The 16,495-nt window shown below is 37.5% G+C and carries 15 protein-coding genes; 8 read left to right on the top strand and 7 right to left on the bottom strand.

Translation table 11 applies throughout. The features are described from left to right. Window positions 1-59: 59 nt before the first annotated feature. Complete coding sequence (locus HF876_RS13110) at window positions 60-833, bottom strand: DUF817 family protein (protein ID WP_169360533.1); 774 nt, start codon at window positions 831-833, stop codon at window positions 60-62. 229 nt (window positions 834-1,062) lie between these two features. Between HF876_RS13110 and HF876_RS13105 the strand changes: the two genes are divergently transcribed. Then, on the top strand, window positions 1,063-1,674 hold the full coding sequence (locus tag HF876_RS13105; RefSeq protein ID WP_169360511.1) for a TetR/AcrR family transcriptional regulator C-terminal domain-containing protein: 612 nt from the start codon (window positions 1,063-1,065) through the stop codon (window positions 1,672-1,674). 171 nt (window positions 1,675-1,845) lie between these two features. On the opposite strand, the gene HF876_RS13100 is transcribed toward HF876_RS13105, so the two are convergent. From HF876_RS13100 to HF876_RS13085, 4 genes are all read right to left on the bottom strand, one after another. Then, window positions 1,846-2,046 carry a twin-arginine translocase TatA/TatE family subunit gene (locus HF876_RS13100; protein WP_169360510.1) on the bottom strand — a complete coding sequence of 67 codons (201 nt, stop codon included), beginning with the start codon at window positions 2,044-2,046 and terminating at the stop codon, window positions 1,846-1,848. A 111-nt stretch (window positions 2,047-2,157) separates the two neighbouring features. Next, window positions 2,158-3,900, bottom strand: coding sequence for a GMC family oxidoreductase (locus tag HF876_RS13095; protein WP_169360509.1), 1,743 nt, complete (start codon window positions 3,898-3,900; stop codon window positions 2,158-2,160). A gap of 29 nt (window positions 3,901-3,929) precedes the next feature. Next, window positions 3,930-4,673 carry a gluconate 2-dehydrogenase subunit 3 family protein gene (locus HF876_RS13090; RefSeq protein WP_169360508.1) on the bottom strand — a complete coding sequence of 248 codons (744 nt, stop codon included), beginning with the start codon at window positions 4,671-4,673 and terminating at the stop codon, window positions 3,930-3,932. Window positions 4,674-4,700: 27 nt separating this feature from the next. After that, window positions 4,701-4,958, bottom strand: a complete 258-nt coding sequence (locus HF876_RS13085) for a hypothetical protein (protein ID WP_169360507.1) — start codon at window positions 4,956-4,958, stop codon at window positions 4,701-4,703. A 400-nt stretch (window positions 4,959-5,358) separates the two neighbouring features. Here HF876_RS13085 and HF876_RS13080 point away from each other — a divergent pair, with 400 nt between their 5' ends. The 3 genes from HF876_RS13080 to HF876_RS13070 all read left to right on the top strand — a co-directional run bounded on the left by HF876_RS13080 (window position 5,359) and on the right by HF876_RS13070 (window position 8,817). Further along, window positions 5,359-5,913, top strand: a complete 555-nt coding sequence (locus tag HF876_RS13080; RefSeq protein ID WP_169360506.1) for a hypothetical protein — start codon at window positions 5,359-5,361, stop codon at window positions 5,911-5,913. 87 nt (window positions 5,914-6,000) lie between these two features. Continuing rightward, window positions 6,001-7,596, top strand: coding sequence for a catalase (locus HF876_RS13075; protein ID WP_169360505.1), 1,596 nt, complete (start codon window positions 6,001-6,003; stop codon window positions 7,594-7,596). 273 nt (window positions 7,597-7,869) lie between these two features. Beyond that, window positions 7,870-8,817, top strand: a complete 948-nt coding sequence (locus HF876_RS13070) for an ATP-grasp domain-containing protein (RefSeq protein WP_169360504.1) — start codon at window positions 7,870-7,872, stop codon at window positions 8,815-8,817. 99 nt (window positions 8,818-8,916) lie between these two features. On the opposite strand, the gene HF876_RS13065 is transcribed toward HF876_RS13070, so the two are convergent. Next, complete coding sequence (locus tag HF876_RS13065; RefSeq protein ID WP_169360503.1) at window positions 8,917-9,477, bottom strand: GNAT family N-acetyltransferase; 561 nt, start codon at window positions 9,475-9,477, stop codon at window positions 8,917-8,919. Between the two features lie 507 nt (window positions 9,478-9,984). Between HF876_RS13065 and HF876_RS13060 the strand changes: the two genes are divergently transcribed. Beyond that, the gene (locus HF876_RS13060) at window positions 9,985-10,635 is read left to right on the top strand and encodes an HAD family hydrolase (protein ID WP_169360502.1); all 651 of its coding nucleotides are present in this window, start codon (window positions 9,985-9,987) and stop codon (window positions 10,633-10,635) included. Window positions 10,636-10,851: 216 nt separating this feature from the next. Here the strand turns inward: HF876_RS13060 and HF876_RS13055 are convergent, their stop codons facing one another. After that, entirely contained in the window at window positions 10,852-11,640 is a 789-nt protein-coding gene (locus HF876_RS13055; RefSeq protein ID WP_169360501.1) for an SDR family oxidoreductase, read from the bottom strand. A 253-nt stretch (window positions 11,641-11,893) separates the two neighbouring features. Between HF876_RS13055 and HF876_RS13050 the strand changes: the two genes are divergently transcribed. The 3 genes from HF876_RS13050 to HF876_RS13040 all read left to right on the top strand — a co-directional run bounded on the left by HF876_RS13050 (window position 11,894) and on the right by HF876_RS13040 (window position 16,492). Continuing rightward, on the top strand, window positions 11,894-12,658 hold the full coding sequence (locus HF876_RS13050; RefSeq protein WP_169360500.1) for an exodeoxyribonuclease III: 765 nt from the start codon (window positions 11,894-11,896) through the stop codon (window positions 12,656-12,658). Between the two features lie 102 nt (window positions 12,659-12,760). Beyond that, complete coding sequence (locus HF876_RS13045; RefSeq protein WP_169360499.1) at window positions 12,761-14,041, top strand: aminotransferase class I/II-fold pyridoxal phosphate-dependent enzyme; 1,281 nt, start codon at window positions 12,761-12,763, stop codon at window positions 14,039-14,041. Window positions 14,042-14,308: 267 nt separating this feature from the next. Then, the gene (locus HF876_RS13040; protein ID WP_169360498.1) at window positions 14,309-16,492 is read left to right on the top strand and encodes an outer membrane protein assembly factor BamB family protein; all 2,184 of its coding nucleotides are present in this window, start codon (window positions 14,309-14,311) and stop codon (window positions 16,490-16,492) included. Window positions 16,493-16,495: the final 3 nt, after the last annotated feature.

The following is a 16,495-nucleotide window of genomic DNA, read 5'->3' as shown; positions in this document are numbered from 1 at the left end:
GATTTTTCATAATCACCCTCGGATTTACAGAGGTCAATATTGATTTAGAGAAAATAGATTTAACGTACAACTTCTGTGCCATTCTTCACTCTTTTTAGCTGGACTACTATTATTATGCTGATAATTACGAGAAGAAACCAAGAACTAATCTTTCCAATATGAACGATGGACCATACTTGCTCTTGGTTAGGATATTGCCAAGCACCTAAAAAAGTAGTTATGTTCTCAGCAACCCAAATAAAGAAACCAATTAACAAGAACGATAGAATAATAGGCATTTTATATACCTTTTCATTTACACGAAAACTGACGACAGTCCGAAAGAATATGAGGAATAATAGGGCCTTTAAAATCCAACGTATATCGTAAAAGTAATGATGTATAAAAAAGTTCAAATAAATTAAAGCGCCTATCAGCACTGCAAAGATGGAAGCTGGCCATCGATAAATATGAAGGTCAAATCTTCGCCATGCCTGACAAATGTAGCTTGCTACACTTGCATACATAAATCCGCTGTAAAGCGGGACACCAAAAATTTTACTGTGTGCATCCTCTGGATAAGCCCATGAACCCATATGAACTTTAAAAAGTTCTAATGCTAAGCCAATAACATGAAATAGACAAATGACCTTAAATTCATCCCAAGTTTCTAATTTAGATGCTAGCATAAAGACCTGGCCAATAATACAAATAATGAGTATGAAATCATAGCGAGGCAAATACGGTATAGAAAATATCTTGGAGAGCGCTAGAGCTCCAAAAATAATTACAGGAAATAGGCATGAAATGGCTTGTAGATAACCAAAATATATAAAGTTCTTCACGTCATGGATTACCTCCTAACTGATGGTCTTTTTTGGTTTAAACAAACACATATAAAAGGGGACGAATAAAAAAAGAAGAAGTTTCTGAACTTTGATAGTCTATAAGGACTAACGCTTTCGAGAAATATTTAGAAAATATTCCTACCTTAATGACGCTTAATAGGATATAATATTCTCGTGAATCAGAGATATATTAAATGTCCGTAATAAGGGGTAATTTTAACAAAGGAGAATGTATGTGAGCGCTGAAAATAGTTCGGTTGATAGAAGAGTGAGAAGGACAAAGAAAATATTCAAGTCTCATTTTATAGAATTAGTGAAAGAAAAAGGCTATAAAAACGTTACCATTACGGATGTAGTAGAAAGAGCAGACTACAATCGAAGTACGTTTTATATATATTATAAGGATAAAGAGGATCTTGCGGAGGAGCTAGTGCTAGAAACTTTAAAGGATTTAGAATATGCTTTTCACAGCCCGTTCTTAGGAACTGCTGTTGTAGATTATCACAAAATTATTTCTACATCAAATGCTTTCTTCAAACATTTATATGATCATAGAAGCGTTTATGGTCTTTTATATGTAAAAGATTCAATCCCTGGATTTCAAGAGTGCTTTTTAAATAAATTCAAGGAAATATTCTACGGAATAACCTATCTAGATGAGTCTAATGAGGTCATTGGGATTAAACACTTCAATACTTATAAAATGTATGGGTCATACGGAGTGATTATAGAATGGCTACAAGAGGGCTGTATAGAAACGCCAGAAGAAATTGCAGATACACTTTTACAAATCTTTAAAACTTCAGAAAGTGCCTTTAAACTAGAGAAACCTTCTAATAGAAATTGAGATGCTAGGAAAACAAAACTTCCCATAGGCAATTTATAAGAAAAAGCACTTCTGTTCTCCTTGAACAGAAAGTGCCTTTTTTTATTGGTTTTTAACTTCATACTTAATAAATCTTACAAAAAGAGTGGACCAGTATTTACTGCTACTAGCCCACTTTCTTGGAAATATATATTATATTTGCTTTTCTTTTTCAGAGTCCACAAGTTTTTTATCATCTTTTTCTTCATCATTGATAATATCTCTCGTAGAAGTTTTAAATTCTTTTAAGGTTTGACCAACCGCTTTACCTAGTTGAGGTAGTTTGGAAGGACCAAAGATTACTAGAGCAATAATTAAAACTAGTATTAGACCCGGGATACCTATATTTGGCATATTGTTTCCTCCTTGTCTGTAATTTGAATGACGGTGCACGTTTACTATAACATATCATTACAGAAAAATGGTCTTTCCTAGCTTAGATTCGTTGACTAAGCTATATAGAGATTACACTAATTCTTTTTCTTTTTTCGCAGAAACTAATTGTCCGCCACCGTTTTTCAGATACTTTATCATACCTTCTGTTGCTCTATACGTAAGGGCAGCAGCAGTTGGTGTTGGATTAGTAGGTCCAAAGTGAGGGAAAGCAGATGCTCCACATACAAATAGATTTTCTGCATCCCACATTTGAAGATAATTATTTACTGCAGACGTTTCTGGATTCTCACCCATAATTGCTCCACCAGCATCATGCTGGAATGTGAATCTGCCACCGAAATGTTCTGCCATTGGGATAACGTCTATTATATCAGCACCCATTTCTTTTACTACCTCAGCACATTTTTCTACAAGGAATTCGTTACGCTTGTGGTCTTCTGCTGTATAGTCGAATGTAACACGGATCAATGGATCTCCATTATCATCTTTATATACAGGATCTAAGTCTAAATAATGTTCCTTATGCGGTAAAATAGCTCTTTGTGAAACAACCGATACATTTCTATGGTAGTAATGTAATGAGTTTTTCTTGAATTCTTTACCCCAAGTTGGTGTTCCAAAAGGAGCTGGATTGTTCGCAATTGGTTCGTTTCCAAATAAGTGCATCTCTACTTGACCACCATGGATAAAATCGACATCACTATGGTCAAAGTTATCGGCATTGAAATCATTAAATGCTGAACCTAATGAACCTGTTCCAATGAAACTATTGAATTTCTCTTCTTCAAAGTAACCAATTGCTCCGGTAATTGTATGATGATCTGTATAGTTTTTTCCGATTACTCCAGTACCTGTTTTAGGATTATAAGGTTGTCCTATTCCAGATAAAAGAAGTAGACGAACATTATTAAATGTATAGCTTGTTAAAGCAACGATATCAGCTGGTTGCTCAAATACTTCACCAGTTCTAATATCTTTGTACAACACGCCTGTTGCTTTTCCATTTTCATATAGTACACGAGTAACTAAAGAATGAGTGCGTAATTCAAAGTTACCTGTCTTCTTAGCGGTTGGGATAACCGTTACAATCGGATCTGCTTTAGCCCCGTATTCACAACCATAGTTACCACAGAATGCGCAATATTGACAAGCGTTTAGTTGTTCTCCATCTGGATTTACATATGTTTCTGATACATTTGCAGTAGGAACTACAAACGGATGGCAACCAAGCTTTTCTGCTGCTTCATGGAACATTTTCATTTGTTTGAGTTTCTTTAAAGGTGGAGTAGGGTAGTCAATAGATCGTGGACCTGCCATAGGATCCACTTCCCCAGAAATACCAGCCATTTGTTCAAACTTAGAGTAGTATGGCTCTATTTCATCGTAAGTAAGACCCCAATCTTGGATAGTTACATCTTTCCCGATTTTACCTTCGCCGTACTTTTCAATTGTCTTACTGCGAATTTCAAAGTCATATGGGAAGTAACGATACGTTTGACCGCCCCAGTGAGCACCGCCGCCGCCAGTACCTGTACCTACAACTAGCGCATTTTCACTGCGGACTGGAGTTGCCTCATCATTTAATGTGTTTCTGAAAGTAATTGTATCTTTATTTAGTTTTTGCATTAGTTCTTTACGTACATTGTATTTTAGCTCATCGTGTCCATGAAGATAATCTTCAATAGATCTTTCAACTCCACGTTCAAGACCAACTACTTGATAACCAGCTTTAGTCAGCTCAGCAGCAACTATTCCGCCAGTCCAACCCATACCAGTTGTTACAACGTCTACTTTTGGTAATTTTGTAACCATAACCTTAGTAACCTCCATTTTTAAATTGCTTAGTGTTGATGTCCACCTAGACTAACAGGTGCTATTGAAACGAATTCTTCTTCATCTAAATAGGCAGTGTAAGACATTTGAGCTCCAGGGAATTCTTTCATCTTCCAGCCAGCCATGTCTTTGTTTCCACCATATAGTGGGTCAGCAAAGCACCCTTGAAGTGTTAGAGTTCTTAAATTAGTGAAGAATACTGCAGAGTTCATGAATTGCATTTCTACCTCACCCATTTGGAATGCAGTTAAAATCGCAATTTGTTGTTCCTCTGATAAATCTTTAAATAAAGTTCCATCGTGCTGTTTCTCAGAAACCTCGTTTAGCTTACGGACACCTTGAAGTAAAATTTCACTGTTGTCCAAAGGAATCTCACCAGCCTTAAATGGTCCCTTGCGGTAATCATCCGCATTAGTTCCCCATGGGCTAGCTAATGCCTTGTCGATAAAATATGGTACTCCTAAAGCAATAGCTCCTGGACCATGCTCATCCTCTGGATAGATTAGCTCAGTGGCAGCAGCTAATGCATCAAAGTCCTTTTGACGAACAAAAAACTGACGAGTCTCACTATAGTCTACGGCCTTATGAGTAGCGTCTACAGCAGTTTGAGTATTTTCTGACTTTCCGGCTACTAGGCTTCCAAGCGCTCCACCTAGTACGATACCTCCGACAGTAAGCCCGGAGTTTTTAATAAATTTACGTCTCGAAGAACGTTTATCTAAAAAAGTTTGTTTATTTTCTTGTTCTGACATTTTGGTAAACCTCCTATTATGATTTGCTTAATGGAATAAAGAATGCCAATTGTATATTAGTAAAAAGAAGCCTGTAAAAACTAGCAAACTGGCAATGAAATAAATCTGTACTTTTTCTGCCCAGCAAAGAACAATAATAGCTAAACCAATGCCTGCACCAAGTAATGCAAACCAAGGGAAAGAACTGTGAGAGAAATGAAGAAAAAGTGCAAAATCCGCTACTAGAAAGAGAGCAAGCAATATTTGATTCAATAACACTAGTTCTTCTCTATTATAATTAGACATTATTATCCTCCTTTATAAGTTGAAATTTTCTTAAGATGCTATTTCTGTAGAACTATGTAACGAAAGAATTTTATCAGTTAAAAGTATTATCTTCAATCATTAATAAAGGGACAATCGACTACTCACACAACATATTCATTGAAAGTGTCCATTTTTGCAAAATAATTAAGTTAGTTTCATAAATAAAATATTTCCTAATAGATACGAACAAATTTTCTTAAAGGGTGAAACTATCTGCAGTGCCCATAGGTGATATGAAATGAAAAAAGAATAATCAACGATGATTATTTAAAAGAATACGTCTTAGGTCTTAGTGGCTTTCCATCTGCAGTCTCTTCATAGAGTTTTCTCTTTAAGAGATGATAAAGAAATAAAGAAGTATTGTTCGTGGGGTGGGAAGATGGAAAAGGCGGTTTATATTGTATTAAGTGACACAGGCACCTGGTTTTCTAGGTTGATAGGAATGTATACAGGGAAAAGTAAAAATCATGCATCGATTGCTTTTGATGAGGAATTGAATGAAGTATATAGCTTTGGAAGAAAGCAACGATACAATCCTATTAACGGAGGATTTGTGCAGGAAGATGCTCGTGGTGGATTACTGTATCATGCTAATTGTTCCATTTTAAAATACAAAGTATCTTTGGACGAATATGATCGGATGCGTGACAAGGTGCTTACTTTTAAAGCAGAGCAAAAGAAGTATAAGTATAACTTGCTTGGTTTGTTTGGAATTGCTCTTCAGTTAAATATTCAAAGGGAGAATGCCTTCTTTTGTTCGCAGTTTGTTGCTACTATATTGAACGAGTCAACTATAGATATAGCTAAACCATCTTCTGTTCAGCCGCATCAATTTGCTGAATATCCTGACATTGAACTAATTTATGAAGGTAAGCTAATGCACTTTTTAGTGGAAGAATCGATTATTTTAATAGGAAAAGAGTTCGTATTATAACTACTTCCTTTTTCCTATGCTGGAATATTTACTTATACATTTGGACAGAATGGAATAGAAGTAAAGTTAAAGCTAGGAGGATAAAAATTGGAAAAAGATCATTCTAACAACGAGACTAATCGTGAGACCGAGGATACGCTGACAAATAGACAGGGACATCCAATTACGAACAACCAAAATATAAGAACAGTTGGAAACCGTGGTCCAGCAACGCTTGAAAATTATGACTTCATAGAAAAAATAAGTCATTTTGACAGAGAGCGGATTCCAGAACGTGTAGTTCATGCACGCGGGGCTGGAGCACATGGGTATTTTGAAGCGTACGGAGCAGTTGGTAATGAAAGTATATCGAAATATACTAGGGCTAAGCTATTCCAGGAAAAAGGAAAAAGAACACCGGTTTTTGCTCGTTTTTCTTCCGTTATTCATGGAGGACATTCACCTGAAACGCTACGTGATCCTAGAGGATTTGCAGTGAAATTTTATACGGAGGATGGCAACTGGGATTTAGTAGGAAACAACTTGAAGATTTTCTTTATTCGTGATGCGATGAAATTTCCTGATATGATTCATGCATTTAAGCCAGATCCTGTTACAAATATTCAAGATGCAGAACGATTTTTTGATTTTTGTGCAAGCTCTCCGGAATCCTTTCATATGGTTACATTCATTTATTCGCCTTGGGGAATTCCAGCGAATTATCGCATGATGCAAGGCTCAGGAGTAAATACGTATAAATGGGTAAATAAAGATGGTGAGGGAGTCCTGATCAAGTATCATTGGGAGCCTAAACAAGGAATTCGTAATTTAACTCAATCAGAAGCTGAAGAAATTCAAGCGAAAAATTTCAATCATGCTACTCAAGACTTATATGATGCTATTGAAAAAGGAGATTTCCCTGAGTGGGAGTTAAATGTTCAAATTATGAGTGATGGTGAACACCCTGAGTTAGATTTCGATCCGTTAGACGATACAAAGTTATGGCCGAATGATCAATTTCCATGGATGCCAGTTGGGAAAATGGTGTTAAATCGTAATCCTCAGGATTATTTCATGGAAGTGGAGCAAGCAGCATTTGGTACAGGGGTATTAGTAGATGGATTAGATTTCTCAGATGACAAAATGCTTCAGGGACGGACCTTCTCCTATTCTGATACTCAACGTCATCGAGTAGGAGCTAACTACTTACAGCTGCCTATTAATGCACCGAAAAAGCGTGTGGCAACCAATCAAACAGGAGGCCAAATGGCATACCGATTAGATAGAGGCCCTTTCCAAAACCCTCATATTAACTACGAGCCATCTATTTTAGATGGATTACATGAGGCTGAACAAACTGGCAAGGAATACACCCCAATGATTAAAGGAAACTTAGTTAGAGAATCGATAGATCGCCAAAGTAATACGAAGCAAGCAGGGGAAACCTATCGTAATTTTGAACAGTGGGAGAAGACAGAGCTACTGTCTAACCTAGTGAATGATCTCTCTAAGTGTGACCCAAGAATTCAGGATAAGATGATTGCTCTAGCAGAGGAAGCGGATGAAGAGTACGGAAGACTTCTTAAGGAAGGCTTAAAAAATGCACCTAAAGGTGGCTCTAGTCAACATCCACTTGGGGACGTAAATGGAGAAAAAGCTCCACAGCAAGCGGTAGAAAATAGTCATGAAGCTGATCCTTATTGATATAAAAATTTAATACTCTAATATAAACAAACGTGAAATCGTTCCTTGATTTCACGTTTTTATTTTTTCTCAGTTGGTAACTATAGAGCTACGGGGGGAAATGACAGGGCCTAAGGAGATTAAGGATTTAAAAATTCAGAGAGCTTTTCTTATTTTTCTTACTTTTAAAACCTATTGTTGTACTAGGGAATAGAGTTCCTATATACTAATGATAATATAATAAATCTGTTTTTCTTAGACTTTAAATAGATTAATAATGAGGAGATGTAGGATATGTCAAAAATTTATATTATTCATGAAAATGATGAGTGGACAATTCATTTAACTAAAAGATTAGAGGAACTTAATCTGCCTTATGAAAGCTGGCATTTAGACCAAGGAATTGTAGATTTAACGGTCGAACCACCAAACGGTGTATTTTATAACCGCATGAGCGCATCTTCTCATACTAGGGGGCATAGGTATGCACCAGAATTGGCTGGAGGTATGCTTACATGGTTAGAACATCATGGAAGAACAGTGTTTAATGGAACAAAAGCATTAAGCTTGGAACTAAGTAAAATCAATCAGTATGCAGCATTAGAAGCAAGCGGTATTCGAACACCTAAAACAATAGCTGCCGTTGGTAAGGAACACATCGTTTCTGCTGCCGAGAAATTAGGGGTTGTCCCTTTTATAACCAAACATAATAGAGCAGGGAAAGGACTAGGGGTTCAATTATTCCAAACAGTCGATGCATTAAAGGAATATATTTATGGCCCAATGTTTGATGAACCTGTGGATGGCATTACATTAATTCAAGAGTATATTCAATCTCCAGAATCGTATATTACAAGAGCAGAGTTTGTCGGAGGAAAATACTTATATGCTGTTAGAGTCGATACCTCTGAGGGATTTGAACTTTGCCCGGCTGACTCGTGTCAAATTGGTGATGCCTTCTGTCCAGTGGGAGAGGAGCCAACTGTTAAACCAAAGTTTGAGATCCAAGAGGATTTAGAGGAAGGATGGATTGCAAAATATGAAGCCTTCCTTCAACAAAACAAAATAGATGTTGCAGGTATTGAATTCATACGGGATAGTAATGGTGAAGTCTACACCTATGATGTAAACACGAATACGAATTATAATGCGGACGCTGAGGAAAAGGCTGGAAAATATGGCATGCTAGAGCTTGCTAAGTTTCTAGGAGCAACACTAGAAAGCTTAAAAGCATTTAACTAAGGATATGGTTAATTTGTGAGCAACCAACATAGCTATAACAAATAAATAAAGGAGAGGTACCGTAATTTCATGCCTCTCCTTTAATAGTTATGTGATATCTTAAGAGAAATCCTCTTTTAAAATGGAGTAAATTTTCAAATCTACATGTTTCCCTTTTACTTTCATCCCTTTTCTCATAGTACCCTCATAGGACATCCCCACTTTTTCCATTACACGCGAGGAGCCGACATTCTCGACAAAGCATCTAGCCTGTATGCGTATTAAGTCCATGTGGTTAAAGCCAAAATGGATTAATTCTTCGGCAGCCTCAGTAGTTAACCCTTGTCCCCAGTATTCCTGGGAAAGAACGTATCCGATTTCAGCACTATCATGTTTAATTTGCCATTGGACGAAGTCGATAGTTCCGATAAACTGACCTGTTTCCTTATATTCAATCCCCCACGGTGCAATATCTTTTTTCTCGTACTGCTTTAGGATAAAATGAATGAATTCTTTCGTGTCCTCTATTGTATTATGCTGATCCCAAGTAACATACTTAGATACTTCTGGATTGGATCCATATGTATACATATCCTCTGCATCACCTAACGTAATTTTCCGCAGTAGGAGTCTTTCTGTTTCCAATTGTGGCAAGTCCCCGTAAATCGTTTGAATTTCCATTCCATAATATCCTCCTTTTGGTTAGTTCTTTCCATTATAATTTATTTAGCTTTGTTAAAGATATGGGTTTATTTTGACTAACAATTCTTTTTTATAGTGACTGTAAACATAAACAAAGGTACTTTCAAATGTCTGCTAAATATAAATAGATGATGAAATTGGGGTTGGTGACCATTTTGAAGCTTTGTTTATGCTAGTAAATTTTTAGCGATTAATCGATGATAAAGCTGTTCCATTTATTGATTGGAGTGCCAGACGGCGACTCCTACGGGATGAGTGAGACAGATAAGACATCACAACCACGCGCGTAAGCGATGGGTGATGGCTTATCGCTCACCCCGAGGAAAGCGTCCGGCTGGTGTGAACAATCAATTCTACTCTCTGATCTAAAATTTCTTTGCATCATAAATCAACCCTAACCTTTAACATAGCCATTTATTTTTAAAAAAGAAAGACTATTTAGATATAATGGTAGTAAGCTAATTAAAAGAGAAAAGAGGGGGAAGTATGAGGAAATATGAGATTATCTTATTCGATTTGGACGGAACGTTGTCAGATCCTAAAATAGGAATTACAACCTCTATCCAATATGGGTTAGAAAAAATGGGGATTTTGGAGAAGGATCTTGAAAAGTTAGAGTGCTTTATCGGACCACCATTACAGATTTCTTTTGCAGATCATTATGGCTTTAATGAAAAGCAATGCCACCAAGCCATTGCTTTTTATAGAGAGAGATTTATAGAAACTGGCATGTATGAGAATGAACTTTACGAGGGTATTATCCCGTTGCTGGAAAAGTTAAAAGCGGCAGGGAAAAAGCTTGCAGTTGCGACCTCTAAGCCTACGGTATTTGCTATCGAAATTTTAAAGTATTTCCAAATTGAAGATTACTTTGATGTAGTGGCTGGTAGTGAATTAGATGGAACTAGGTCAGCTAAGGCAGAAATCATACAATATGTTCTAGACGAGTTTCAGGATAAAACGAAGGATAGTTTTGTCATGATTGGAGATAGAAAGCATGATATGATTGGAGCTAATTTAACGGGCATAGATTCCATAGGGGTAACGTATGGATTTGGATCGTCTGAAGAGTTGGAGCATGCGAGTGCTACTTACATTGTTGATAATATAGAGGAGCTAGAGAAAATAATTGCTTAAAGAAAAAATAGATTAAGCGAAGCTATTCTAAATGGTGATATAAAAGGAGTTGTGACAATGAGCTTTGTAGCTTTATTGATCAGTCTATTAGTAGTTGTTTTTGGTGTAGCTATTTTAACAGGAATCATCTATTTGTTGATGAAAGCATCTAAGAAGTAAAAGGATTTTAGATGAAAGTAAAAAGACCGATTGCTAAGTAGCGTTCGGTCTTTCCTTTTAATATTTATAGGATTGTCCACCATCGATTGTAATAACGCACGCATTTACAAACTTAGATTCATCAGATAACAAGAATGCAACAACGTTTGCTACCTCTTGAGGTCTACCGAAACGTTTCATAGGGTTAACGGAAACAAATGCTTTTCCAGCCTCTTCCCAGCCTTCTTCTCCACCAATTTGCTTTAAAGAAGCTTCTACCATAGGAGTCATGATGGCACCAGGAGCAATTGCATTAATATTAATACCGAATTGACCATATTCAATACCAGAGTTTCTAGTAAGGCCGACTACACCGTGTTTACTAGCAGAGTAACCCGACTGATTGCCGACACCACGAATACCGCCGACAGATGCAGTGTTTACTACAGAACCAGCTCCATTTTTTTTCATCTCAGCTAGTACATATTTTAAGCCATAAAATACTCCGTTTAGATTAACATTCACGACCTTGTGAAACTCTTCGATGCCGAAATCCTCTGTCAGGTTTTGCTTGCCCTCTATTCCAGCATTGTTGAAAAATCCATCTATACGTCCAAACTTGTTAACTGTTTCATCCACATAGTTTTTAACTGCTGCCTCTTCTGCAACGTTTGCTGTAACTAGGAGTAATTCAGTATTTGGTGCCACTTCTAGGATACGACTTTTAGTTTCCTCTAGGCCATTGCTATTTAAATCTACCAGTGTCAGTTTAGCTCCATCCTTCGCCAAGGTTATGGCAGTGACCTGTCCTAGACCTGAACCAGCTCCAGTTATAATAATTACCTTTTCATTAAAACGTTTAGTCATAAACAGTTCCTCCATTTGTTAGTCTTTACTATATCTCGCATGCTATTAAATAGTACAAGTTAGGTTGCCACGAAAATGGCTTACTATACATTGGTTTCCTTGTTAATTTACAGACCTTTTAGTTTCCCTCTATAATAAAAGAGTTATATAGTGTGCTTAGTTTTTGAGTCGTATGTGTGAAGCTCTTTATAATAGATGTCTCAGCTACCTCTCATTATGTATTTAAGCGCTTTCTTATTTAGGAGGTACTAAAGTGAAGTTCGTTTCGTGGAATGTCAATGGGCTGAGAGCCTGTGTAAATAAAGGATTTTTAGATTACTTTCAGAAGGTAGATGCTGATGTTGTATGCCTTCAGGAAACCAAGCTGCAAGAAGGTCAAATCTCACTTGCTTTAGATGGTTATGAGCAGTATTGGAACTATGCATTGAAAAAAGGGTACTCGGGAACTGCTATCTTTACAAAGATTAAACCTATTTCAGTTAAATATGGAGTAGGAGATTTAGAAACCGAAGATGAAGGACGCATTATTACAATGGAGTTCGAGGATTTCTATTTAGTGAATGTTTACACTCCAAATGCCAAACGTGATTTAACAAGACTTGCTTATCGATTAGAGTGGGAAGACGACATGCGTACATATTTAACGCAGTTAGATACTATAAAGCCTGTACTCATGTGTGGAGATTTAAACGTGGCTCACGCTGAAATAGATTTGAAAAATGCTAAGTCCAATAAAGGTAATTCAGGATTTACGACAGAGGAAAGAGGGAAGATGACCTCGTTATTGGCAGAAGGGTTTGTCGATACCTACCGATACTTCCATCCAGACCAAGAGGGCGCGTACACGTGGTGGTCATACATGAGTAAGGTGAGGGAGCGCAATATCGGGTGGCGCATTGATTATTTTATAGCATCCGAAAGGTTAATCCCTCGACTGATCAGTGCTTCGATTGACGCAGATGTGTTAGGTAGCGATCATTGTCCCATTTTATTAGAAATAAAGGACGAAATGTCATGAATAGCTTATAAAATATTCAATATATTAAGGGAAAGGATACTATCCCTTAATAAAATAGAGTACAATGTGTTTAAAATAGAAAAATTCTGGAGGTACCAATAGATGAATGCTTTAGCTATCCAATTAAATGAGAAAATGCAAAAAGAAAATCCTGCAATTTTTAATATGTTATCCGATTTAGGCAAAAATCTATACTATCCAAAAGGAATATTAAGTCAAAGTGCAGAAGCTGGAAAAAAAGCACATCGCTTTAATGCTACTATTGGGATTGCTATTGAAAATGGAGAGCCTATGCATTTTCGTCATATCCAAGATAAATTAGATTATAGTCCTAGCGACATTTATCCATATGCTCCACCCCAAGGGAAGGAGGCACTTCGTTCTGCTTGGAAGGAAAAACTACTGATCGACAACCCCTCTTTACAAGGGAAAAACTTTGGATTACCGATAGTTACTAATGCATTAACTCATGGACTAAGTATTGTTGCCGATTTATTTATGAATCCTGGTGATGTAGTAATTACCCCCGATCAATACTGGGGTAATTACAATACAGTCTTTCAAATAAGAAGAGGAGGAAAGGTGGAAACTTTCCCTCTATTTAATGAAAATGGCGGCTTTGACGTAGAAGGCTTCCGAGCTACACTTTTAAAGCAGACAGGAAAAGCTATTGTATTATTAAACTTCCCTAACAATCCTACTGGCTTTACTCCATCTGTTCAAGAAGGAGAAGCAATTGTCGAGGCCTTGAAGGAAGCGGCTGATGGCGGTTTAGATATAGTAGTGGTATTAGATGATGCCTATTTCGGTCTTTTTTATGAGGATTCTATGAAGGAATCACTATTTGCCCTACTAGCGGGTGCCCATTCTAATATATTACCTATTAAAGTAGATGGGGCAACGAAAGAAAATTACGTTTGGGGTCTCCGGGTTGGTTTTATCGCCTATGCTGCTACTCCAGACATATTAGACGCACTAGAGCAAAAGACAAAGGGTATTATTCGAGGTACCATCTCAAGTGGTTCCCATATTTCCCAAACGATGATTTTAGAGTCGCTTAAATCAGATGACTTCCAAAAGGAAAAACAAGAGAAGTTCAATATTATGCTAGGAAGAGCAACTAAAACAAAAGAAGTACTTGCAGATGCAAGATTTGATACTTACTGGACGTACTATCCATTTAACTCTGGCTACTTCATGTGCTTAAAACTTCATGATTTAGATGCAGAAACGCTTCGTTTACATTTACTAGATCAATATGGTGTTGGTGTTATTGCTAGTAATACAACTGATATTCGTGTAGCCTTCTCTTGTGTAGAAGAAGAGGATATTGAAGAGCTATTTAACCTAATCTATAAGGGCTGCCAAGATCTAACTAAATAATTTTGACCTGTTAAAACTACCTAAGAAAAACTTAGGTAGTTTTTTGCGGTATTAAGGAGTTTAGCAATTAAACTTAAAGATAGCATATTTTATCTTATAGAGAGATTTGAATAGGATAGGAAACTTATCGGCCGTTCTATTACTTATATTTATTAAATATGTGATTGTATTTCTGTCCGAGAGAATTAATCCCAATTGGTACGCATATTTTATAGAGTATTAAATCTATTTTCTTTAGTGGTTCGAAAGAAAGAAGGGGGGATTGAAATGCGGAGAAGAAGAGAGTCATCGGTCATATTTCAAATATTTATAGGTAGTTGTATTGCTATGGTTGTTTTGTTTGGCTTGTACCTTATCGCTGACAAAGACAAGGAAGAACGGTCTGGAGAGCCAGAGAACGTTGACACAGTTACGGAAATTGAAAAAGAAGAGCCACAGGTAGAAGGAAAGACGACTCCGAGTCCTTCAAATCCTAATGTTAAAGTAGAATACTCTTCTAAAGAATGGGTGACTCACGGTGGAGATTACTATAATAGGAGATATTCGGTACTCGATCAAATTACATCAGAGAACATTGGAGATTTAAAGCCGACCTGGGTAACTAGTTTAGGTTCTGGAGCAGAGCCTAAGTATTCAGGAGAGGCAACTCCATTAGTCGTGGATGGAATTATGTATGTGGCAACGGGTGCTAATGATATATTTGCTTTAGATGCCAAAACTGGTGAATTGATATGGGCGTATGAGCCAGATATTAATCAAGAGATGGATACTGTATGCTGTGGTTGGACAACGCGAGGTCTAGCTGTAGGAGATGGGAAAGTATATGCAGGTCTACTAGATGCACGTCTTATCGCTTTGGATCAAAAAACGGGAGAATTGCAATGGGAGACAAAGGTTGCAGAATGGGAGGAGGGCTATACCGTCACTAGTGCCCCTCTTTATTATAATGGTAAGGTCTACACCGGAGTGGCAGGAGGTGAATATGGAATTCGTGGTCGCGTAATGGCGTATGATGCGGATTTAGGATACGAAGTATGGAGATTCTATACCATACCAGGTCCAGGTGATATAAATGGCGATACTTGGCCAGACAATGATTCTTGGTTGACTGGCGGAGGACCTGTTTGGAATACTCCAGCTGTAGATCCTGAGCTTGGATATATTTACTTTGCTACTGGCAATACAGCACCTGACTTAGATGGAAGCAACCGAGAGGGTGATAATTTATATGCTAACTCGGTTGTTGCTGTTAATGCAGAAAATGGAGACTATGTTTGGCACTTCCAAGAGGTGCATCATGATATATGGGATATGGATCCAGCCAATCCTGTTGTTTTGTTTGACGTAGAAAAAGATGGTGTGATGAGAAAGGGACTTGGGCAGGCAGGGAAAACTGGCTGGGTGTATTTCTTAGATCGAACCGACGGGACACCGCTTATTGGTATTGAAGAAAAGCCCGTTCCACAATTGGCAGAACAAAAAACCTCTCCTACCCAACCTTTCCCGGTTGGGGATGCATTCGTACCTCAAGGAGTTTTCCAGGATGACGTTGATAAGGATTTAGGAGATACATTTGAAGGGCAAATAGGAGACATATTTACTCCTTTCTGGGAGGAGCCAATCACACTTAAGCCGGGTCCAGCAGGCGGAGCAAATTGGCCACCTTCTGCATATAATCCGGATACTGAGTTGTTCTATGTGCTAGGGAATGATAATTATTTTTCCTTTGCAAGACAAGAAGATGAAGCGTTCGAAGAGGGTTCTATGTATATAGGAAGCATAATGCAGCCAGTTTCTAATGCACCTGTAAGAGGTACAGTAACTGCATTAGATGTGAAAACAAATAAAATAGTTTGGCAGCAAAATTGGGATGCACAAGCATACAGTGGAGTATTAACAACTAAAGGGAATCTAGTTTTTGTAGGTCACAACGATGGAAGGCTCATAGCCTTTGATGCAAAAACAGGTAACCAATTATGGGAGTATATGATGGATGCGGGGGCCAATGCTCCTTCTATCACATATGAAATAGACGGAGAGCAGTATATTTCTATTTATGCGGCAGGCAATGCTTTAGCGGGATCGAAGCATGGAGATAAAATATATACCTTCAAGCTTGGAGGTAGCTTACCTGAAGGGCAAGTGATTGATGGCTCTGTTAAAGAAAAGGTAAGTGTGAATGAAGAAACGGAAGGAGCAACCGTTAGTTCTGACTTTGGTCTTTCTGTTTATACAAACAGCTGCATAGCTTGTCATGGAGATCAAGGTGCCAATGGACACAATGGGCCAAATCTTCAAGATAGTAAATTTGCAGAAAACAGAGAAAACGTAATAGATCGAATAACTAATGGAGGAACTACTATGCCTTCGTTTAATGAGACATTAACCCAAGAGGAAATAGATGCAGTTGCGGATTATGTCTTGACGGCCATCTCTCCTTTAGGTAAATAATAA

This window comes from Psychrobacillus sp. BL-248-WT-3 (assembly GCF_012843435.1).
GTDB lineage: Bacteria > Bacillota > Bacilli > Bacillales_A > Planococcaceae > Psychrobacillus.
This window is presented reverse-complemented; position numbering and strand designations above follow the sequence as displayed.